We start from the raw sequence: 20400 nt of genomic DNA on the forward strand, positions 1-20400 counted from the left end.
GTGATAATCCACAAACACACTTCGCTTAACCGCACGATCATCATTTTGCTGGCACTTGCCCTGAGTGGCGCGCTGGTTGCGAGTTTCAGTCACGGTGTGCTTGCAGCAATCGTCGTTGTGCTGGTTCTTGCTTTTGCAAAAGGCTGGTTCGTCGTGCTTGATTTCATGGAAATGCGCGGTACCAGAGGCGCTTTGAAACCTGCTTTACTGGCTTGGGCAGCAATTCTGCTAATGCTTGCACTCGCGCGTTCTGTCGCAGTGCGGCTCTTCCTTTAAGCAACTGTTGTGGTCTTTGCCAAATCGCAAAGACGGCTTTTCACCTCCCGATAGAACAGTGCTGTCCCGCGATGCTGGAGAGGGGATTCACCAGCCAAACCATTGATGGGGATTAGAGCGCATCCCGAAAAGTGTGAAACGGTTTTCGGAAAAAGATGCGCGTTAAAATAAATATTCAGAGCGAAACGGCTCTGAATGCCGAGGCTATGCCTTAGGCCAATGAAAGGACGAAGGGGATGGCAGAACGCCTAACCAAGACCGGCGCCCGAAACGTCTTCTATGGCGGTTCCATTTTCTTTTTCGCGATCTTCGTGGGACTGACGGCGCACAGCCATTACTACATGAAAACAACATCCACGGATGAATCTACACTGACTGAAGGGGTCATACGGGGCAAGCACGTCTGGGAAAAGAATTCCTGCATCAATTGTCACACGCTGCTGGGTGAGGGCGCTTACTTCGCCCCTGAGCTTGGCAATGTCTGGAAACGCTATGGCGGGGAAGACGATCCTGAGGGCGCACGCGACACTATGAAAGCGTGGATGCAAGCGCAGCCGACCGGCATCGAGGGACGCCGCCAGATGCCGCAGTTCAACCTCACTGAGCAGGAACTCAACGATCTGGCTGATTTCCTTGAATGGACAAGCCGCATCAAGACGCAGAACTGGCCACCGAATGACGCAGGCTGAGGCGCGGATGAACGGAGTTTTATGATATGAAATATGAAAGCCAAAAGGTTGCGATGCTCTATTTTTATGGAGCACTCGCCCTGTTTGTTGCGCAGGTCGCGTTCGGCGTTGTCGCCGGTTTGATCTATGTGCTCCCTAACACGCTCTCCGAGCTTCTGCCGTTCAATATTGTGCGCATGATCCATACCAATGCGCTGATCGTCTGGCTGCTGATGGGGTTTATGGGTTCGACCTATTATCTTTTGCCGGAAGAAACAGAAACTGAGCTTTACAGCACAAAGCTTGCCGTCATCCAGTTCTGGATGTTCTTTGTGGCAGCCGGTGTCGCGGTTGTGGGTTATCTGTTTAAAATCCACGAGGGCCGTGAGTTTCTTGAACAGCCCTTTATCATCAAAGTTGGTATTCTTGTCGTCTGTCTGATGTTTATGTTCAACATCACTCTGACCGCCTTGAAAGGCCGCAAAACGACAGTCACCAATATTCTGCTGTTTGGTCTTTGGGGTCTGTCGCTGTTCTTCCTCTTCGCCTTCTATAATCCGGTCAATCTCGCCATCGACAAGCTTTACTGGTGGTATGTGATCCATCTTTGGGTTGAAGGCGTGTGGGAATTGATCATGGCTTCGATCCTCGCCTTCCTGATGATTAAGCTCAATGGTATCGACCGCGAAGTTGTTGAAAAGTGGCTCTATGTCATTGTCGGTTTGGCCCTGTTTTCCGGCATTCTTGGTACTGGCCACCACTATTACTGGATTGGCGCACCGGGCTATTGGCAGTGGATTGGTTCTTTGTTCTCGACGCTGGAAGTCGCCCCTTTCTTCACCATGGTAATCTTCACCTTCGTGATGACGTGGAAAGCCGGTCGCAAACATCCAAACCGTGCGGCACTTCTGTGGTCGATCGGTTGTTCGGTGATGGCATTCTTCGGTGCAGGCGTATGGGGCTTCATGCATACACTGTCCTCGGTCAACTATTACACGCACGGCACACAGCTCACCGCAGCACACGGCCACCTCGCTTTCTTCGGTGCCTATGTGATGCTCAACCTTGCAGTTATGGCCTATGCGATCCCGGAAATTCGTGGACGTGCGCCTTATAATCAGATGCTCTCGATGGTGAGCTTCTGGGCCATGTGTACAGCGATGTCGGTCATGACCTTTGCGCTCACATTTGCCGGCGTGGTGCAGACCCATCTGCAACGCGTGCTGGGCGAAAATTTCATGGTTGTGCAGGATCAACTCGCGATCTTCTACTGGATGCGACTTGGTTCTGGCGTTGTCGTGGTGATTTCGGTCTTCATGTTCATCTGGGCCGTGTTGGTTCCGGGCAAGGAACGCCGCGAAAACGTAACTGGTTTCGTACAGCCTGCTGAATAATCAATGCTAAAAGTCCCGTCGTCCGGCGGGGCTTCTTCATTTAACAAATAGGAAGACGGCCATGACCAGCACAATTAATTCCGTTTTGAAAAGCGTTGAAACAATTGACGCTTCCATTCCCGCTTATAGCCCGTCTGGCAATGAATGCGCCTTGTTTGAAATGGCGTGGAAGCGAAAGCTGCCGCTGCTTTTAAAAGGCCCGACAGGTTGCGGCAAAACCCGTTTTGTCAGCCACATGGCGGCAAAGCTTGGCCTGCCACTTTCAACGGTTTCCTGCCATGACGATCTGGCGGCGGCCGATCTTACGGGACGTTATCTGCTGAAAGGCGGCGACACCCATTGGGTGGATGGACCATTGACACGGACAGTACGCGAGGGCGGCATTTGCTATCTCGATGAGATTGTCGAGGCACGCAAAGATGTTGCTGTGGTTCTGCATCCGTTGACCGACGACCGCCGTGTTCTGCCGCTGGAACGCACCGGCGAACTGCTTGAAGCACCGGACCGCTTCATGCTCGTTGTTTCTTATAATCCCGGCTACCAGAACTTGCTCAAATCACTCAAGCCAAGCACGCGTCAGCGTTTTGTGGCCATTGAATTCGACTTCCTGCCGAAAGAGCAGGAAATTGCAGTGGTGAGCGAAGAAAGCGGCCTTGATGCGAAGTCCGTCGCGCCGCTTGTTGCTCTTGCCCATCGTCTGCGCGGTCTGAAAGGACATGATCTCGAAGAAGGCGTTTCAACGCGTCTGCTGGTTTATTGCGCTTCACTGATCGATGCGGGGATGTCACAACGAGAAGCAGCGCGTGCGGCCATGATCGAACCGCTCACCGACGAGCCGGATGTGAAGGCAGCTCTTCTGGAAATTGCTGATGCAATGCTGAAATAGGCGGGCATATTATGCTGGATTTTCTGGAGCTTGAGGAAACCGTTGGTCGGGCTTGGCATCGCCTTATCGGCAAAACCGGGTCATGGCCGCAATATCCTGATCAGGCGGTAAAGCTTGCTGATATTCGCCAAAGACTTGCGATTTGCTTCCGTGGTTTTGGCGGCGATATTGCTGTTCAGATTGCGCCTGCGCGGGCGCGAACTTCCGGGCATAGGCTAGGATTGCGACAGCGCATGGCTTTGGGTGAGGAGAAACTCAACCATCCTTTGCGTGATGAAGCAACGCTGATGTTGCCGCCTGAAATAGCGCTGTTTCCTGATCAAAGGCTCAATTACGATCTATATGTTTGGCTGGCAGGTTACATGGCGGTCATGCCGATGGATTTGACTGCAATACCAGATGATCCGTTACGCCGCGATCTGGCATCGCTTGATATAGCGACAGAGACGACGCTTAAAACCTGCATGTTATTTCCTGGATTACAGGATCGGTATGCGCGGCTTTGCGATGCCGTGCTTGCCGCACGACCAAAGCGGCCGCTAAACCAGCTTGAACTGCTTGTTGAACAGCGCGTTCTGTCATTGCTAAAAGAAGGGGCAGGGCTGCCGGATTTCAGCTTTGCGGCGATTGTTCCGCATCGTGCACCAGCGGGCTATTTGCCGATCCTGCCAGTGCCGCTCTGGCCGGGTCTGATCCGACGTGACGAAACCGCATCACGTTCAGATGCAGACGAGCCCGTGCGCAATTCCAACGCGCAAGGTGTTGAGACAGGGCGGCAGATTGCACAGCGTGAAAAGCAGGATAGTCGTCAAACGGATCGAAGTCCTTTCATTCTCAATCGGTTTGAGAAAATTTTGGCGATGGCTGAAATGGTCCGCGTCGATAGGCCTTCGGATGACAGCGACGAGCAGAGTGCAAAATCCGCTGATGAACTTGATGATCTGACACTGGGCGAACGTAAGGGCAAACCCGCAGCGCGCTTTCGGTTTGATCTTGATCTGCCGCCGGAGGCGGTGGATCATAGTTTGCTGAACGCAAAACTTACCTATCCTGAATGGGATTATCGCAAGGCAACCTATCTTCAGGATCATTGCAGTGTATTGGCAGCACCAGTGCAGGACCGCGATGAGGCACTCGAACTCGATGATGAGGCGCGAAGTCTAGTGCGAAAAGTGCGGCGTCAGTTTGAGATTTTGCGACCCGGTCGTGAGATGATGCGTGCGCAGCTCGACGGCAACGATCTTGATCTTGACGCGGTTGTCCGCTCGCGCTGTGATTTTGCGGCAGGCGGGCAGGGCAGCGAGCGCGTGCATCTGATGAGCCGTCCGCAGGCGAACGATCTGGCGGTGACTATTCTTGTAGATGTTTCGCTATCAACCGATGCATGGGTTGATAACCGGCGAGTGCTGGATGTGGAGAAAGAAGCGCTGCTCGTGCTGGCCAACGGCATTGCCGCTTGTGGCGACCGCTGTTCGATCCTGACATTTACCTCGCGTCGTCGCGCATGGGTGCGGGTTGAAACGGTGAAGGATTTCGATGAGCCATTTAGCAAGACGGTTGAACACCGGATTGCGGCGCTAAAACCCGGCTTCTATACGCGTATGGGTGCTGCGATGCGCCACGCAACTGCCAAGCTCAGCGAACAGCATAATCGTAAGAAGCTGTTGCTTTTGTTGACCGATGGCAAGCCCAACGATGTTGATCATTATGAGGGTCGCTTTGCTTTGGAGGATACACGGAGGGCGGTCAGTGAAGCGCGGACCCAAGGGATTAATGTCTTTGCCGTGACTGTGGATCGCGAAGCCAATGCTTATCTGCCCGCACTTTTTGGGCATGGCGGCTATTCTCTGATTGCAAAATTGTCCAAGCTTCCGGCAGCTCTTCCTGCAATTTACCGCATGCTTGCGGGCTAGAGTTCCAATAGTCTTATTTTTTATCTTGTTTGAGATGAAACAAATCGCCCCCGCATCATCCAGTTTAGAATTGGTTTCATGATGATGCGGGGCTGTCATCATCATCTTTCGATAGCCGACGGCCATGGATGACCCTGATGACAAGCGAACCTGTTTCCACGATCAATATTATCGATGTACGCACCATTCCGCCTATCTCTCGTCACGCGACCATTTTCGCGATGATTGATGATCTGGAGTCGGGCCAAACGTTGCAGATCGTCAACGATCATGATCCGGTTCCGCTGCGCCATCAGCTTGAAAACCGTGATCCGGGTGTCTTCTCGTGGGAATATAAGGAAAACGGTCCGGTGTGGCGCGTAGAAATTGGTCGCCCAAAGAACCATTCCCATGATCATGCCGATGGCCACGAATGTACTTGTGGTAACCATTAATCCCGCTTTTTGATGAAGGCCTGCCATGTTCGGTGCCGCGCTTTCCCGATGGACACTCTCATATGTCGCTGCCTCGCTGTTTTTCTTGAGTGTAGGAATGGCACTCATGGCGGGAGGTTTCGGCTATCCGTTTGATGATTTACGGGCACCGGAAACACTCATCGTGGTGCATATTATCGCGATTGGCTGGCTTTCATTGTTGATGTGCGGGGCATTGTTGCAGTTCGTGCCTGTGCTGGTCGCAAAGCCTTTGCAACTGAGCGGTGCGGAGCTTCCGGCATTGCTGTTTTTGCTGACCGGCCTTTGCGGACTAATCGCCAGCTTCGCGGTTCTCGCAGGCATTGTCGATCTTCCGTTATGGCTGATGCCTCTCTCAGCGCTGTTTCTAATAGTAGGCTTTGCAATCATTATCATAATGCTTGGTAAGACAATCTGGATCGCAAGGCCTCTAACGCTGCCAGCACGTTTTGTCGTCGTCGGTCTTGTGTGCTTGCTGGTTGTGGTTGTTCTGGGAAGCCTCTTCACACTCATGTTGTCGAGCATGCTTGAGCAGATTTTTTTGATGGAAATCGTTTCGTCAGGCCTTTCGACCCATGTCATTTTGGGGCTTGGCGGTTGGATGACCTTTACAGCGATGGGTGTCAGTTATCGTCTTTTAAGCATGTTTATGCTTGCGCCGGAGCCTGCAAAACGGACGACGCAACTGGTCCTGGCAGCAGGTGTTGCCGCTCTTGCTTTACTGGCTTTCGTGACGGTTTTCACAACATGGGGCTATGATCGAATTGATATTGCTCTCATGGTGGCGCTGGCACTGGGCGTTACCAGTATCGGACTTTACGTCCATGATGTGCATTCGATTTATGGCCAGAGAAAACGTAAAAATATTGAGTTGAATAGTGCTGCATCTGTTCCGGCCTTTGCCGCCATGTTGCTTTCGCTGCCCGTCGCAATTGCTCTGCCTTGGGTCGGCACCACGGATGGGGTTGTTGCAGCGCTGGTCTATCTTTATACATTTGGCTGGCTAACCGGCCTAAGTTTGGCACAGCTATACAAGATCGTCCCGTTCCTGACATGGCTTGAATGCTATGGTCCGGTGATGGGGAAAATTCTGACGCCGCGCGTGCAGGACATTGTGGTTGAAAGCCGGGCAAAGCGTTGGTTCTGGGTGTATTATACAGGCGTTGCCATTGCCATTATCGCGCTCATCGTCGGGCAAACGCTCGCATTCAGGGTGGGATGTGGACTTAATCTTGTTGCAATTCTCGCTTTGTCATCTCATTTCATTCGCGCACGGCGACTGATGGATGTGCCGGAAGCCATGAAGCTTCCAAACGTTATCACGATGCCACATCTGATTTACGCTGGCGGGCCAGTTTCGAGGGGGAGAAAATGACAGTGTCAGTCTACGAATTGATTCCACATGAGCTTGATGTGCGCCCACTCCTGAAAGCTGGCGTCGAGCCGTTTCAGGCAATTATGGGCGCTGTCGAAGGACTGGCTGCCGGACAAAGCCTTATTTTAATTGCTCCATTTAAGCCGGTACCACTCTTTGCAGTCATGGAACGCAAGGGGTTCTCTGCCAAAGCGGAAGCAATTGGCGATGGCGATTGGCAGGTTTTGTTTGCACCCATCGGACAAGACACGCCAGTTGTGCAGATTTCCGATAATGCTGGTTCGCCTGATGACTGGCCGGAGCCTTCGCAATATCTTGATTGCTCGGATATGGATCCGCCACAGCCGATGGTCAGCATTCTTGCGGAAGTCGAGAATATGCAGACAGGCGAGGTGCTTTTTGCACTTTTGCATCGCGAGCCGTTGTTTCTGTTTCCTGAACTTGAAAAGCGCGGCCACCAATGGGTGGGGAATTTCGACGAAACAGGTCAGGCTTATCGCATTATGGTGCACGTCGGAACAGCGTGAGGAACGATGATGCAAAGTGAACAACTCCACCGGCTGGAAGATGATGTACGCAATGCATTGCGCATTGTGATGGACCCTGAACTCGGCATTAATCTCGTTGATCTTGGCATGATCTATATGATCACTGCGCATGCGAATGGTGATGTGTCGGTCAAAATGACGACAACAACGCGAGGCTGTCCTGCGGCTGGATTTCTGACGCAAGCCGTACAGACTTGCGTTGAAGAGGTGGCGGGTGTTTCTCATGCAGACGTTGAACTGATCTATGAACCGGCATGGTCGCCAGATATGGCCATCCCCGAAGCACGCGCCCGTTTTGCGGTGCCAGATTTCTGATGCCTATCTCAGCGCCTAAATTCACAAAAGCAGCTCCTTTCAGGGCTGCTTTTATCGTTTTGGAGACGAAAGGAATTGTCAGTAAAGAACTGTTCTAAACTAGACTAAGCATATCATGTGAACGTAATCAGGGTGCTTAATTGTTGTTTTTGCTTTCCTTACTTGTTCTGGCGCAAATGGCGAAGTTAATGCGTTGGCTTTTTATTTTAAGTATTTGATTTATAATGGTAATTATTATTGAAATAATCAACGGATGTTGATCATAAACAATGAGCCTCAGCGGTATCGGCCTATAACTATAGTGACAGAGCAAACAGAGCGCTCGGTCCTATCGGAAGGAGAGAATCGATGGGTGATCACATCAATATTAATCGTCGTACAATTTTGGCAGGAGCAGCCCTTGCAGGCGCACTGGCACCAGTTTTGGCGACAAGCTCAGCCTGGGCTACAGGAACCTTGAAAAAGGCAAGTGCCGCAGAAATTGCAGCGCTGCCAAGAGAGAAGGTCGAGCTGGTTAAGCCTCCTTTCGTGCATGCGCATAGTCAGGTTGCAAACGGCGGTCCCAAGGTGGTTGAATTCACCATGGTGATCGAGGAAAAAAAGATGATCCTCGATGATGCTGGGACCGAAGTTCATGCGATGACATTTAACGGCACCGTGCCGGGGCCGCTTATGGTGGTGCATCAGGACGACTATGTTGAACTGACGCTCATCAATCCTGAAACAAATACACTGATGCACAATATTGATTTCCATGCGGCAACCGGCGCGTTGGGTGGTGGGGGGCTCACAGAGATCAACCCGGGTGAAAAGACGGTTCTGCGGTTTAAGGCAACCAAGCCTGGTGTGTTTGTTTACCACTGCGCACCTCCCGGAATGGTTCCATGGCATGTCACATCGGGCATGAATGGTGCAATCATGGTGCTGCCACGCGAAGGCCTAAACGATGGCAAGGGCAATCCGCTGACTTATGACAAGGTCTATTATGTTGGCGAACAGGACTTCTATGTTCCGCGCGACGAAGAAGGCAATTACAAGAAGTATGACGCGCCCGGCGATTCTTATGAAGATGTTGTCAAGGTCATGCGTACTCTTACTCCAACCCATGTCGTCTTTAATGGCGGTGTCGGTGCGCTGACAGGCGATAAGGCCATGACAGCAAAGGTTGGTGAAAAGGTTCTGATCGTCCATTCGCAGGCTAACCGCGATACGCGTGCGCACCTGATTGGTGGACATGGGGACTATGTCTGGGCAACCGGCAAGTTTAACACGCCACCGGATGTTGATCAGGAAACATGGTTTATCCCAGGTGGTGCAGCGGCAGCAGCCTTCTATACCTTCCAGCAACCGGGCATTTACGCCTATGTGAACCATAACCTGATCGAGGCTTTTGAGCTGGGCGCTGCTGCTCACTTCAAAGTAACGGGCGAATGGAACGACGATCTGATGACGTCAATACTGGCACCATCGGGCATGTAAGCCTGACATGACAGCCAATAGTTCGGGGGACATGAGAGCACTGGAGGCTCGTCTCCCGGACGACTGATCCTGTAACTGATCGTGTGAACATCATGAAACAGAATGCAAAGAAAAAGCTGCGCGATCTTGGCGTCGCTGTTCCGGCTGGCCTTCTTGCTGTCGCTAGCGCGCTCTTCGTGGTCGATGCGGCGGGTCAGATCGGGGCTAAAGCTGAGGCATCCGAGATTAATCGCCCGCAAACCGTGACGGTTACTGCACGAAGCATGACCTATCGCGCGGATGGCGATTTTCAGAAGAACAATTATCCGACCGATGCACCGTTGACGACACGCAGGCTTGGCCGGGCATTCGAGATTATGAAATATCAGGTTACGGTTGCAGACTATGCCAAGTGCGTAAGCGATGGCGCATGTATTGCCGCTGATACGCAGTCTAAGGCTGCAAACACTGCACAATCGACCCATCCGGTTGTTGGCATCAGCTATGATGATGCAGAGGCTTACGCGCGCTGGCTTTCGGACAGAACGGGCGAAGTGTGGCATTTGCCGACCGACGAGCAATGGGTTTTCGCTGCGGGGTCGCGTTTTGCCGATGATGCTCTAGGCGGTGATGACAATGGCAGTGTTAATCCAGCGCTGCGCTGGTTGCGCGATTATGAAAAGCAGAGCGAAAGCAAAAAGGATCGCGATCCGGCGGTCCGTCCGGTGGGCAGCTTTGGTGAAAACGAGCTTGGTATAGCCGATATTGGTGGCAATGTGTGGGAATGGACCACGACTTGTCACCGTCGTGTCAATCTTGATGCATATGGCAAGATAGCAAGCGAAAACGTGGTTTGCGGTGTCTATGTGGTGAATGGCAAGCATCGTGCAGCGATGAGTTCGTTTATCCGTAACCCAAAATCCGGGGGGTGCAGTGTTGGTTTGCCGCCTGATAATCTCGGATTTCGCCTTGTCCGCGACGGGCGCTGGTATGCCCCTGTGCTCAAGCGGTTAAGAGCCCTTTCGGTGTAACCTTAATTGATGAATCGCCACAAGTTTTTGCCCCTAAACGCATGCTTTTCCTGCTTAATTATGCTAAGTAGGAATAGGGATTCAGAGTAGGGGTATTCGAATGGCCACGATTGATCGCGGTCTTGTCAGGAAATTATCATTATTCGCCAAAATGGGGGACAATGAGCTGGATAAGCTTGTCTCCTATGCTTCGTCGCGACGTATTCCGCAGGGTGAATCCATTTTTGAACAAGGTGATGAAGCGGTAACGTTTTATCTGCTGCTCTATGGACGTCTCAAGGTTAATCAGGTCACTTCTGACGGGCAGCAGATTATCGTTCGCATGGTGCATCCGGGTGATCTTTTCGGCTTTGCCAAAGCTCTTCAGCGCAACGACTATCCCGGCACTGCCATGGCAGTCACAGAAAGTATTGTGCTCGGTTGGCCCACCGAACTGTGGGATTATTTCGTCGAGCAGAATCCCGGTCTTGCGATGAATGCCATTCAAACAATTGGCACGCGTCTTGAGGAAGCGCATACGCGCATCCGAGAAATGTCAACGGAAGAAGTCGAGCGCCGCGTCGCCCATGTTGTGTTGCGTCTGGCCCAGAAGGCTGGCAAGAAAGAAGACGGCGGTATTCGCATCGATTTTCCGATCACAAGGCAGGATATTGCCGAGATGACGGGAACTACGCTCCATACCGTATCGCGGATTTTGAGTGGATGGGAAACAAAAGGGTTTGTGCTCGGCGGGCGTCAGAAGCTGACGGTGATCGATACGCAGGGCATCAGGAAACTTGCGGAAGGTGAAGTTTAAGCGCCTGAGTTTGATGCAAATTTTAAATGATAAAAGACCGTTCTTTTAAACGAAAGCACGGTCTTTTTGCTTTTAGAGTCTTAGCCATGCATGACTGATGCAGTCTTCTGACGACTGACATATGCTGCACCGATGCCACCATGCAAAAAGCCGTTGGAAAGCGGCGCCGCCGGATAAATCTGCTGCAATCTCGCCAGCGCTTCCTCAGTATCGATTCGACCATGCAGGGCATCTTCATGAATTCTTGCGATGGAAACCATGTCGCAATCCTGCGGCGATAGCCTGAAACGCTGAACGCCTGCCTGTACAAGATCGGGAATATCTTCAATAAGTGACTGGCAGGTGTGAGAGAGCGTCTGCACACCGTTGAGCGCCAGAAATGGCTGACTGTCGAGGGTTTTAACGGGCAATCCGTCTGGCTCTTCACCACAGACAAACTGGCAATTGTCTTTGATGTGGCCTTTGGAGCGGGCATGGGCGCAACGTGCCGAGATCGCCAGCGGAATGCGTCCAAAAGCGAACACCTCAAAGGCTATTTCCGGCGCACCTTTGATAATTTCACGAATGGAATTCAGAGGCAGTTCTGGCGGAAGGCAAATGGATGTTGCGCCATGCGCTGCTAGAACTTTTGCCGTTGCGGAATTATACACATTAACCAATGGGCCGACGATATGCGGTTTGCCTGCAAGCAATCCAAGCGCTGAAAGATCATTGGCCTCAACCGGAAAGGGTGAATCCTCTGCCGTCTGGCGCACATGTTTTGCTTCGCGTTCCAGCATGACCAACGCAAGCGAACCAATGCTCACGCTCTTACCAGCATTTTGTAATCGCTCAACCACTTCCTCCATAAAATGATTAATGAAGTGAAAACGTTTAGAGCAGACGATTTCCCCAACCGTTACATGTTTGACGGGAGATTCATCAGCGATGCGAAAATAGAAATCTCGCCATTTTGGTCCGTCCCATAAAAAGAGAATAGGACCCAGGCTAAGGCTGGGCGTGGAGCGTTGAGCTGACATGATTATCTCCAGCGTTTCTCATAAGCGCCTGAGGTGGTCTGCTGACCTTCACTCAATGTACGCAATCGCGACAAAAGGGCGGCGCGTCGTTCCGGCCCTGCCGATAATGTCTGACGCAAAGTCGAAACAACTTCCGCAACATAGGCTTTACCGCGCTGACGGCCTTCGATTTTCAGGGCCGAAACGCCTGCAGCGCGCAACTCATCAATATGGTTCATCACATCAAGCGAAACCGGATCTTCAAAGGCGTAGCCTTCTTCGTCGCCAATATTAAAACGGCCTTTGCACAGCGTCGGATAGCCCGCAGCTTCTCCCGCCGGAAACCGGTTGATCGTGTAATCGCCCAGCTCCGATACAAGTTCAGAACCATCATTGCGGTAACGAACATGGCTTGCCGGAGAGCAGACGCCATTCATATTGGGTGACTTGCCGGTGGCATATGAGGAAAGCGAGCAGCGTCCCTCTGCCATCACGCAAAGGCCGCCAAAGACGAAGACCTCCATCTCGCAGGCGATTTTTTTACCAAGTTTTGCAATGTCAGGAATGGTCAGAACACGCGGCAGTACAACGCGTTTTGCTTTGAAAGCATCGATCAGAAAACGCACTGCATCGGCGTTGGAAGCCGAAGCCTGCACCGAAACATGCAAACGCTGCTGCGGATGTTTTTCCGCCGTGTAAGCCATCAGGCCGAAATCGGCTAGAATTACCGCATCCGCCCCAAGAGCTGCGGCGTCATCGACAGCGGAATACCAGATATGTTCGTCGCCCGCACGCATGAAGGTGTTGATCGCAACAAAGACCTGCGTACGGTGCGAATGTGCGAAGATTATCGCATCGCGCAGTTCATTGCGGCTGAAATTCAGTCCTGGAAAATTGCGCGCATTGGTTTCGTCACGAAATCCGCAATAGACCGCATCGGCACCTGCCTGAACAGCTTCACGCAATGCGGCCGGTGTACCTGCCGGGCAGATCAGTTCCATGTGCGTTCTCCCTGATCCGACCCTTTGACATGCAATGCCTTGTCGCGAACATAGCCCGCAATATTCTGAATGATTGGGGCAAACGGGCCTGCTGCTTTCCCAAGATCGGCGGGAAGATCGACATTGCAATCGTCCAGCGCATTGCGCAGAGCGAGCATCGCCTCCATGTCGCCGGTCACTGTGATGTCACGCGAGAAGAACAGCGCATCACCATCAAGCTTTCCTTCAAGCAATGCCAGCAGCATGACGAGCGGACCATCAATCGCCGCATCGGTCTCTACAGCCGCATCTTTGCGCATTACAGTGATTGCGGGCCGTGCAGGCTCGACTACAAACACAAATGGCAGGTCGGAGGGGCTGAAACCAAATCGCTTGTTGACGTAATCGCCAAGACGCTCAAACAGGCCCGGATGTGCGCGGATAACCTGAAGAAAAACGCGCGAAACAAGCGGGGTCAGCAGAAATGGCGGAACAAGCCGGGCAGGAGCAGCCACAGCTGGTGGAATCTTCATCATTACTCAGCTCCTGTTTAACATATCAGAGAATTATGCGATTCAGTGCTGTCGGAGTTTGATTAAGATCAAAGACGGGAAAACAATTCGGTACTCAAACATGAGGCATGAAAAATGCTTCTGTTTTGCCGCCGAACTATACCTGTTTGCAAAGCTTTATGCGTGAGCTTGAAAAGCGCGGCGATCTTGTGCGCATCACGCGCCCGGTTTCGTTGGTTCACGAAGTCACGGAAATCCATAAGCGTGTGCTTCACGCTGATGGTCCGGCATTGCTGTTTGAAAAGCCTGTCGATGCTGATGGTCATGTTCGGACAATCCCGCTGCTTGCCAATCTGTTTGGTGCTGAGCGACGGATTGCGTGGGGACTGGGGCGGGAAGTCGAGGAACTTCCAGCACTTGCCGAAATGCTTGCGGAATTGCGTGCGCCCAAGCCACCGCGCTCCGCGAAGGAAATCTGGAGCAAGCTTCCCATTGCGCGTGCAGCGCTTGCCATGCGTCCGCGCCGGATAAGCCGTGCACCCGTTCATGAAACGATTCTATTGGGTGATGAAATCGATCTTGGCAAACTGCCGATTCAGTGGTGCTGGCCGGGTGAACCTGCGCCGCTTGTGACGTGGCCGCTGGTGATTACATGTGCGCCCGACGATCCGTCAGACGTGAATGTCGGCATTTACCGCATGCAGAAATTAGGACCAGGCCGTCTGATCATGCGCTGGCTCGCGCATCGTGGCGGAGCACGACATCACCGCATGTGGCAGCAGCGCGGGCTTGATATGCCTGTTGCTGTTGCAATCGGTGTCGATCCGGCCAGCATATTGGCTGCTGTCATGCCTTTGCCGGAAGGCATGAGTGAACTGGCCTTTTCAGGTCTCCTGTCGCGCCGCAGACCTGTTATCACTGATGCGCTCACGGTTCCGCTGAGTGTGCCTGCCAATGCAGAAATTATTCTCGAAGGCCATGTCTCGGCGTCATATACGGCACCTGAAGGACCTTATGGCGATCATACCGGCTATTATAATAGTGTCGAAGAATTCCCTGTCATGCAACTGAGCGCAATAACCATGCACAAACGCCCCATTTATTTATCGACCTATACCGGGCGCCCGCCAGATGAACCGTCGAAGCTTGGCGAAGTGATGAACCAACTTTTCGTGCCGGTTGTTCGCGCGCAGTTTCCTGAAATCTCTGATCTGTGGCTACCGTCTGCCGCATGCTCCTATCGCGCCATGGTGGTTTCCATCGACAAGCGCTATCCGGGACAGGCGCGGCGGGTGATGATGGGTCTTTGGTCGATGCTGCCGCAGTTCAGCTATACCAAGCTTATCATCGCAGTTGATCGAGACATTAACGTGCGCGACTGGGATGATGTGCTGTGGGCTTTATCGACACGCTTTGACGCAAGCCGTGATCTCGTCACGCTTGACAATACGCCTGTCGACTACCTCGATTTTGCGTCACCGCGCTCTGGTCTGGGCGGCAAGCTGGGGCTTGATGCCACCAACAAGATTGGGCCGGAAACAGATCGCGAATGGGGCGATGTGCTGACTATGAATGACAGCACAATTGCGCGCGTCGACGCGATCTGGGATGAACTTGGTCTTAGCGGAGTGCCACGCCAATGAAGCGGATTGTTATCGGCGTTTCCGGCGCATCAGGCTCTATTATCCCTCTTAAAATTCTCGAAAAGCTGGCAAAGCTAGAAGATGTGGAAGCGCATCTTGTTGTCTCGGAAGTCGCCGAGCGAACCTTGCGCTACGAGCTTGGCCCCAATGGCTATTCGATGCTTCATCGGCTCGCAGACAAAACCTATTCGGTTGAAGATGTAGGGGCTACCATTGCAAGCGGCTCGGTGCCGACAGCGGGGATGATTGTTGCGCCGTGCTCAATGCGCACCCTTGCATCGATTGCGCATGGTTTCAGCGACAGTCTGCTGACGCGTGCTGCGGATGTGCATTTGAAAGAAAGGCGCAGATTGGTTTTGTTGACACGCGAAGCACCACTGCATCTCGTCCACCTGCGCAACATGTGTACGGTTACAGAAATGGGGGCAATCGTGATGCCCCCCGTTCCGGCTTTTTATCTGCATCCTCAAAGTGTGGAGGAAATTGCCGATCAGATTGCAGCGCGCGCAATTGATCTAGTCGGCGCAGTCACTTCTTTAGCGCAAAGCTGGAACCCAGATAATTTCGCGAGCGGATACGCCATTTCTGATTAGGTGGAGCTTTTGCCTCCGCGAGCATCAAACTCATCCATAGGATCATAAATAAGAGGCTTTTTTGCAGACTAGAAAACATGATCCATCAACAAGGATTTTGAAGCATTTTCAGCGTAAACGCGTCCAAATTTAAGCCGTTTTTCGTTCAATATAACGTTGCAACCGAACCAAGATTTTTTCTAGTTGTTCTGAAACAAAGAAGAAGACGCACGGATCGCTATTCATCGACATAAACGGGTGCCTTACCCCTAAGGGCAGCCAGCTAGGTTGAAATGAATATGTTGACTACGGGCGCTACAGCTTTCGATTATGTGATCCGGCAATCCCGTTGCTTTTGCCATTTGGCCCACAAGGTGTTTTCTAATCACCTTTGTTCAGTCTTGATTGCGCTGATTACGCTCAGTATTTTTGCATCTCCTTCATATTCCGCCGACTTGCAAAAGTATCTTCCGACGTTGGAAGTCACGCAGGTCTTCCCCGGAGCAGACAGTGTTGGCAAACATGCTGGTGAACCACCGATTGCCCCTGTGACGAAGGGTGGCGAGCTGCTCGGCTACGTTTATCTCAATTCCGATTTCACCAGTTCGATCGGTTATTCCGGTAAGCCGATCCGCATCCTCGTTGGAATAGATACCAAAGGTGTCATTCGTGGTATCAAACTGGTGGACCACAAAGAGCCTATCGTCCTGATTGGTATTCCTGAAGCCAAAGTTGTCGCGGCACTTAATTCCCTTGTGAACAGCGATCTGGCTTCGGTTTCAGCAGGCAAGGCGAAACCGCCACAGGTCGAGATCGTCAGTGGTGCAACCGTCACGGTTCTTGTGATGGGTGACAGTATTGTGCGCTCGGCAGTGGGTCTTATTCGCAGCGGGCGACTGGGAAATACGCCCGTGTTTGCCGAGAGCGTTGACGCGCCGCGAACAGTTAATATGGAACTGCGCGCACCGCAGGATTGGCAAACGCTCATCGGTGATGGATCGGTTCGCAGCCTTAAACTCAATGTCGGCGAGGTCAGCCAAGCCTTTCGCGACGCTAATCAAGAACAGGCTGCAAACAACGCAGAGACTTCCAACCCTGACGATAACTTTATCGAACTTTATGCCGCTCCTGTTTCCGTGCCCGGCATCGGGATTAGCCTGCTCGGAAAAGACGGTTATGAACGGCTGGAAAAACAGCTTAAACCCGGTGAACAGGCCATTCTGGTTGCCGGTGACGGCGCCTATTCATTCAAGGGGTCAGGCTACGTACGCGGCGGAATTTTCGATCGCATAGAACTTTTGCAGGACGGACAAGGCGTTCGCTTCCGCGACAAAAATCATACGCGCCTTGGTGACATTGAAGCCGATGGCGCGCCGCAATTGCGCGAAATTGCGCTCTTACGTGTGCCAGCGGGTTTCGCCTTCGATGTGACAAAGCCATGGGATTTGCAGCTTCTCGTTCAGCGCGGATTTGGTGCGCGTGACAAGGCTAATCTCAGCTATGATTTGGGCTATAGCCTGCCGGAACGCTATCTGCTCGCAAAGCCGGCTCCAGCACCCGTTCAGCCCGTATCCGCTTCTGAGGCACCGCGCCAACCGCAGCCGGTGGGAGAGGCGACGGCATCCGATATTTTTGGCAACAATAGCCCGCTTTGGGTAAAAATGTGGGAGATGAACCGGGTCAATGTGGTGATTGCGGGGCTCGCAATCTTCATACTCGTCGCAATCTTCTTCTTCCAGAATAGTCTTGTCGCGCGTCCTCGCATTTTTGTCTGGGTCAGACGCAGCTATCTGCTTTTTATTCTGCTCTGGCTCGGATTGTACAATAATGCGCAATTGTCGGTGGTCAATGTTCTGACCTTTACCAGTTCGCTGATTACCGGCTTTAACTGGGAATTTTTCCTCACCTCACCACTGATCTTTATTCTGTGGGCTTCGGTTGCTGCTGGACTTCTATTCTGGGGTCGCGGGCCGTTTTGTGGCTGGCTCTGCCCGTTCGGTGCCTTGCAGGAGCTGAGCAATAACCTTGCGCAATGGCTGAAAGTGCCTCAGGTTAAACTGCCATGGGGATTGCATGAGCGCCTGTGGCCCGTGAAGTACATCATATTTCTGGGGCTGTTCGGACTGTCACTTTACTCGGTGGCACTTGCAGAAGTCTTTGCTGAAGTAGAGCCGTTCAAAACCTCTATTATTCTCAAATTCTCGCGCGAATGGCCGTTTGTGATCTATGCACTGACGTTGCTTTCAGCAGGCGTTTTCATCGAGCGTTTCTACTGTCGCTACATGTGCCCACTGGGCGCAGCGCTTGCCATTCCGGGCCGTATCCGCATGTTTGAATGGCTCAAACGCTGGCCCGATTGCGGCTCGCCATGCCAGCGTTGCGCTAAAGAATGCCCTGTTGAAGCCATTCATCCTGAAGGCCAGATCAATGTGAATGAATGCATTTACTGCATGCATTGTCAGGAACTTTATCACGACGATCAACGCTGCCCGCACATGATTCAGGTTCGTGTGAAACGCGAAAAATTTGCCGCGCGCAATGCACCTCTTGCAGCAACTGCCGAACGCGGCGGGGGACCGGCCAAGCCCGTCATCTCAGTTAAAGGCAAACCGTTGGATGCCCAGCTTGGCACCGGTTCGCCGAACTAGTTTCTAAAGGAGAGAAAAATGACCGACGAAAACACACAATCAAGGTTTAGCAGACGACAACTACTGGGGACATCAGCATTTGTGGCAGCAGCCGGTGCAACTGGCATCAGTGGTGCGCTGCTTGCCGGAACAAGCACACCCGCACTTGCCGCCGGCAACGGTCATGCTGCCAAGGCTACCGTTTTGCCGGGCGAACTCGACGAATATTATGTTTTCTTCTCCAGCGGACAGACAGGGGAAGTGCGCATTGTCGGATTGCCTTCGATGCGCGAATTGATGCGTATTCCCGTCTTCAATCGCGACAGCGCGACAGGCTGGGGACAGACCAATGAAAGTCTGAAGATTCTCCGTGAAGGCATGTTGCCGGAAGACCGCGAATTCATGAAAGATCGCGGCGGTATTTTCCTGAACGGGGATCTTCACCATCCGCATTTGTCATTCACCGATGGCACATATGATGGTCGTTATCTCTTTGCCAATGATAAGGCCAACACGCGCGTTTGCCGCATTCGTCTGGATGTCATGAAATGCGACAAGATCATCCAGCTTCCTAACCAGCATACGGTTCATGGTTTGCGCGTGCAGAAATATCCGCGCACAGGCTACGTCTTCTGTAACGGTGAAGACCGCGTGCCAATTCCAAATGATGGTAGCAATCTCACAGATACAAAGCAGTATCATGCGATTTTCACGGCCGTCGATGGCGATACAATGAAGGTTGCATGGCAGGTGATGGTCGATGGCAACCTCGACAATGTGGATTGCGACTATCAGGGCAAATACGCATTTGCGACCTGCTATAATTCAGAAGAAGGCGTCACACTTGCTGAAATGATGAGCAGCGAGCAGGACTGGCTTGTTGTCTTTGACCTCAAGCGCATTGAAGAAGCCGTCGCAAAGGGCGAGTTTAAGGAGATGAACGGTGTGCCCGTCGTCGATGGTCGCCACGGTTCGCCTTTCACGCGTTATATTCCTGTTCCGAATAGCCCTCATGGTATCAATACCGCTCCTGATGGCATTCATATTGTTGCCAATGGCAAGCTGTCGCCAACTGTGACCGTTTTTGACGTCAGAAAGTTCGATGACCTTTTTGCTGACAAGATCCAGCCACGCGATGCCGTTGTTGCAGAACCGGAACTCGGACTTGGACCGTTGCATACGGCTTATGATGGCAAGGGTAATGCTTACACAACGCTCTTCATCGACAGTCAGATTTGCAAGTGGAACATCGAAGATGCAAAGCGTGCCTTTGCTGGTGAAAAGGTCGATCCAATCCGTCAGAAACTGGATGTGCAATACCAGCCCGGACATAATCATACATCGATGGGACAAACGAAGGATGCTGATGGCCAATGGCTGATTTCGCTCAATAAGTTCTCAAAGGATCGCTATCTCAATGTCGGCCCACTCAAGCCTGAAAACGATCAGCTGATTGATATTTCGGGCGAAAAAATGGAAATCGTCCATGATGGTCCAAGCTTTGCTGAACCGCATGACGCGACAATCGTTCACCGTTCCAAGATCAACCCGGTCAACTTCTGGAGCCGCGAAGATCCGATGTTTGCCGATGCGGTGAAACAGGCTGAAGCGGATGGCATCGACCTGATGGTGGATTCCGAAGTCATTCGCGATGGAAACAAGGTTCGCGTTTACATGACATCGGCCGCCCCAGCCTTTGGTCTGACTGATTTCACGGTCAAGCAAGGCGATGAAGTGACCGTCTATGTGACAAATATTGATGAAATCGAAGACCTGACGCATGGCTTTGCGATCATCAATTACGGCGTCAATATGGAGGTTGGTCCGCAAGCGACCGCATCCGTTACCTTCACTGCCAATAAGGCGGGTGTGTGGTGGTATTACTGTTCCTGGTTCTGCCATGCCATGCATATGGAAATGAAGGGTCGCATGCTCGTGGAACCGAAAAAGAGCTGA

The 20400-nt window shown here is 52.2% G+C and carries 19 protein-coding genes; 16 read left to right on the forward strand and 3 right to left on the reverse strand.

The genetic code is table 11. The features are described 5' to 3' along the window. The 12 genes from RI570_RS18295 (at window position 1) to RI570_RS18350 (ending at window position 11112) form a co-directional block, all read left to right on the forward strand. On the forward strand, window positions 1-276 hold the full coding sequence (locus RI570_RS18295) for a cytochrome C oxidase subunit IV family protein (protein ID WP_409558705.1): 276 nt from the start codon (window positions 1-3) through the stop codon (window positions 274-276). 236 nt (window positions 277-512) lie between these two features. Further along, on the forward strand, window positions 513-965 hold the full coding sequence (locus RI570_RS18300; protein ID WP_273729140.1) for a c-type cytochrome: 453 nt from the start codon (window positions 513-515) through the stop codon (window positions 963-965). A 26-nt stretch (window positions 966-991) separates the two neighbouring features. Continuing rightward, on the forward strand, window positions 992-2338 hold the full coding sequence (locus tag RI570_RS18305) for a cbb3-type cytochrome c oxidase subunit I (RefSeq protein WP_250040509.1): 1347 nt from the start codon (window positions 992-994) through the stop codon (window positions 2336-2338). Between the two features lie 73 nt (window positions 2339-2411). Next, window positions 2412-3224, forward strand: a complete 813-nt coding sequence (locus RI570_RS18310; protein WP_273729153.1) for a CbbQ/NirQ/NorQ/GpvN family protein — start codon at window positions 2412-2414, stop codon at window positions 3222-3224. Window positions 3225-3235: 11 nt separating this feature from the next. Further along, window positions 3236-5137, forward strand: coding sequence for a nitric oxide reductase activation protein NorD (locus RI570_RS18315; protein WP_313830169.1), 1902 nt, complete (start codon window positions 3236-3238; stop codon window positions 5135-5137). A gap of 137 nt (window positions 5138-5274) precedes the next feature. Further along, window positions 5275-5571, forward strand: coding sequence for a DUF2249 domain-containing protein (locus RI570_RS18320; RefSeq protein ID WP_313830170.1), 297 nt, complete (start codon window positions 5275-5277; stop codon window positions 5569-5571). A gap of 25 nt (window positions 5572-5596) precedes the next feature. After that, complete coding sequence (locus tag RI570_RS18325) at window positions 5597-6964, forward strand: hypothetical protein (protein ID WP_313830171.1); 1368 nt, start codon at window positions 5597-5599, stop codon at window positions 6962-6964. 2 nt (window positions 6965-6966) lie between these two features. Next, window positions 6967-7491 (forward strand): DUF2249 domain-containing protein, encoded by a 525-nt coding sequence (locus RI570_RS18330; RefSeq protein WP_313830666.1) that lies wholly within the window; start codon window positions 6967-6969, stop codon window positions 7489-7491. A 9-nt stretch (window positions 7492-7500) separates the two neighbouring features. After that, window positions 7501-7827: a metal-sulfur cluster assembly factor gene (locus RI570_RS18335; protein WP_313830667.1), complete on the forward strand. Its 327-nt coding sequence runs from the start codon at window positions 7501-7503 to the stop codon at window positions 7825-7827. A 348-nt stretch (window positions 7828-8175) separates the two neighbouring features. Continuing rightward, complete coding sequence (nirK, locus tag RI570_RS18340; protein ID WP_313830172.1) at window positions 8176-9306, forward strand: copper-containing nitrite reductase; 1131 nt, start codon at window positions 8176-8178, stop codon at window positions 9304-9306. An 89-nt stretch (window positions 9307-9395) separates the two neighbouring features. After that, window positions 9396-10316 (forward strand): SUMF1/EgtB/PvdO family nonheme iron enzyme, encoded by a 921-nt coding sequence (locus RI570_RS18345; protein ID WP_409558713.1) that lies wholly within the window; start codon window positions 9396-9398, stop codon window positions 10314-10316. Window positions 10317-10416: 100 nt separating this feature from the next. Then, a complete protein-coding gene (locus tag RI570_RS18350; RefSeq protein ID WP_313830174.1) occupies window positions 10417-11112 on the forward strand; it encodes a Crp/Fnr family transcriptional regulator in 696 nt (231 codons plus the stop codon). Between the two features lie 80 nt (window positions 11113-11192). Here RI570_RS18350 and RI570_RS18355 read toward each other — a convergent pair whose 3' ends face one another. The 3 genes from RI570_RS18355 to RI570_RS18365 are packed head-to-tail and all read right to left on the reverse strand — an operon-like array spanning window position 11193 to window position 13626. Further along, window positions 11193-12131, reverse strand: coding sequence for a U32 family peptidase (locus tag RI570_RS18355; protein ID WP_313830175.1), 939 nt, complete (start codon window positions 12129-12131; stop codon window positions 11193-11195). A gap of 2 nt (window positions 12132-12133) precedes the next feature. Further along, a complete protein-coding gene (locus RI570_RS18360) occupies window positions 12134-13111 on the reverse strand; it encodes a peptidase U32 family protein (protein ID WP_313830176.1) in 978 nt (325 codons plus the stop codon). After that, entirely contained in the window at window positions 13102-13626 is a 525-nt protein-coding gene (locus RI570_RS18365) for an SCP2 domain-containing protein (protein ID WP_313830178.1), read from the reverse strand. The genes RI570_RS18360 and RI570_RS18365 overlap by 10 nt, the downstream gene beginning before the upstream one ends. Before the next feature lie 104 nt (window positions 13627-13730). Between RI570_RS18365 and RI570_RS18370 the strand changes: the two genes are divergently transcribed. The 4 genes from RI570_RS18370 to nosZ all read left to right on the forward strand — a co-directional run bounded on the left by RI570_RS18370 (window position 13731) and on the right by nosZ (window position 20400). After that, the gene (locus tag RI570_RS18370; RefSeq protein WP_313830179.1) at window positions 13731-15245 is read left to right on the forward strand and encodes a UbiD family decarboxylase; all 1515 of its coding nucleotides are present in this window, start codon (window positions 13731-13733) and stop codon (window positions 15243-15245) included. Next, a complete protein-coding gene (locus RI570_RS18375; RefSeq protein ID WP_313830180.1) occupies window positions 15242-15838 on the forward strand; it encodes a UbiX family flavin prenyltransferase in 597 nt (198 codons plus the stop codon). The genes RI570_RS18370 and RI570_RS18375 overlap by 4 nt, the downstream gene beginning before the upstream one ends. Window positions 15839-16218: 380 nt before the next feature. Further along, complete coding sequence (locus RI570_RS18380) at window positions 16219-18465, forward strand: regulatory protein NosR (RefSeq protein WP_313830668.1); 2247 nt, start codon at window positions 16219-16221, stop codon at window positions 18463-18465. Window positions 18466-18483: 18 nt separating this feature from the next. After that, entirely contained in the window at window positions 18484-20400 is a 1917-nt protein-coding gene (nosZ, locus tag RI570_RS18385; RefSeq protein ID WP_313830181.1) for a TAT-dependent nitrous-oxide reductase, read from the forward strand.

Origin of the sequence: Brucella pseudogrignonensis, from assembly GCF_032190615.1 — a bacterium.
Taxonomy (GTDB): Bacteria; Pseudomonadota; Alphaproteobacteria; order Rhizobiales; family Rhizobiaceae; genus Brucella; species Brucella pseudogrignonensis_B.

Excerpts from the sequence above, each read along its gene's own strand:
- RI570_RS18300 (WP_273729140.1), top strand. The coding sequence starts at position 513 with ATGGCAGAACGCCTAACCAAGACCGGCGCCCGAAACGTCTTCTATGGC.
- RI570_RS18305 (WP_250040509.1), top strand. The coding sequence starts at position 992 with ATGAAATATGAAAGCCAAAAGGTTGCGATGCTCTATTTTTATGGAGCA.
- RI570_RS18315 (WP_313830169.1), top strand. The coding sequence starts at position 3,236 with ATGCTGGATTTTCTGGAGCTTGAGGAAACCGTTGGTCGGGCTTGGCAT.
- RI570_RS18320 (WP_313830170.1), top strand. The coding sequence starts at position 5,275 with ATGACAAGCGAACCTGTTTCCACGATCAATATTATCGATGTACGCACC.
- RI570_RS18325 (WP_313830171.1), top strand. The coding sequence starts at position 5,597 with ATGTTCGGTGCCGCGCTTTCCCGATGGACACTCTCATATGTCGCTGCC.
- RI570_RS18335 (WP_313830667.1), top strand. The coding sequence starts at position 7,501 with ATGCAAAGTGAACAACTCCACCGGCTGGAAGATGATGTACGCAATGCA.
- nirK (WP_313830172.1), top strand. The coding sequence starts at position 8,176 with ATGGGTGATCACATCAATATTAATCGTCGTACAATTTTGGCAGGAGCA.
- RI570_RS18350 (WP_313830174.1), top strand. The coding sequence starts at position 10,417 with ATGGCCACGATTGATCGCGGTCTTGTCAGGAAATTATCATTATTCGCC.
- RI570_RS18355 (WP_313830175.1), bottom strand. The coding sequence starts at position 12,131 with ATGTCAGCTCAACGCTCCACGCCCAGCCTTAGCCTGGGTCCTATTCTC.
- RI570_RS18360 (WP_313830176.1), bottom strand. The coding sequence starts at position 13,111 with ATGGAACTGATCTGCCCGGCAGGTACACCGGCCGCATTGCGTGAAGCT.
- RI570_RS18365 (WP_313830178.1), bottom strand. The coding sequence starts at position 13,626 with ATGATGAAGATTCCACCAGCTGTGGCTGCTCCTGCCCGGCTTGTTCCG.
- RI570_RS18370 (WP_313830179.1), top strand. The coding sequence starts at position 13,731 with ATGAAAAATGCTTCTGTTTTGCCGCCGAACTATACCTGTTTGCAAAGC.
- RI570_RS18375 (WP_313830180.1), top strand. The coding sequence starts at position 15,242 with ATGAAGCGGATTGTTATCGGCGTTTCCGGCGCATCAGGCTCTATTATC.
- nosZ (WP_313830181.1), top strand. The coding sequence starts at position 18,484 with ATGACCGACGAAAACACACAATCAAGGTTTAGCAGACGACAACTACTG.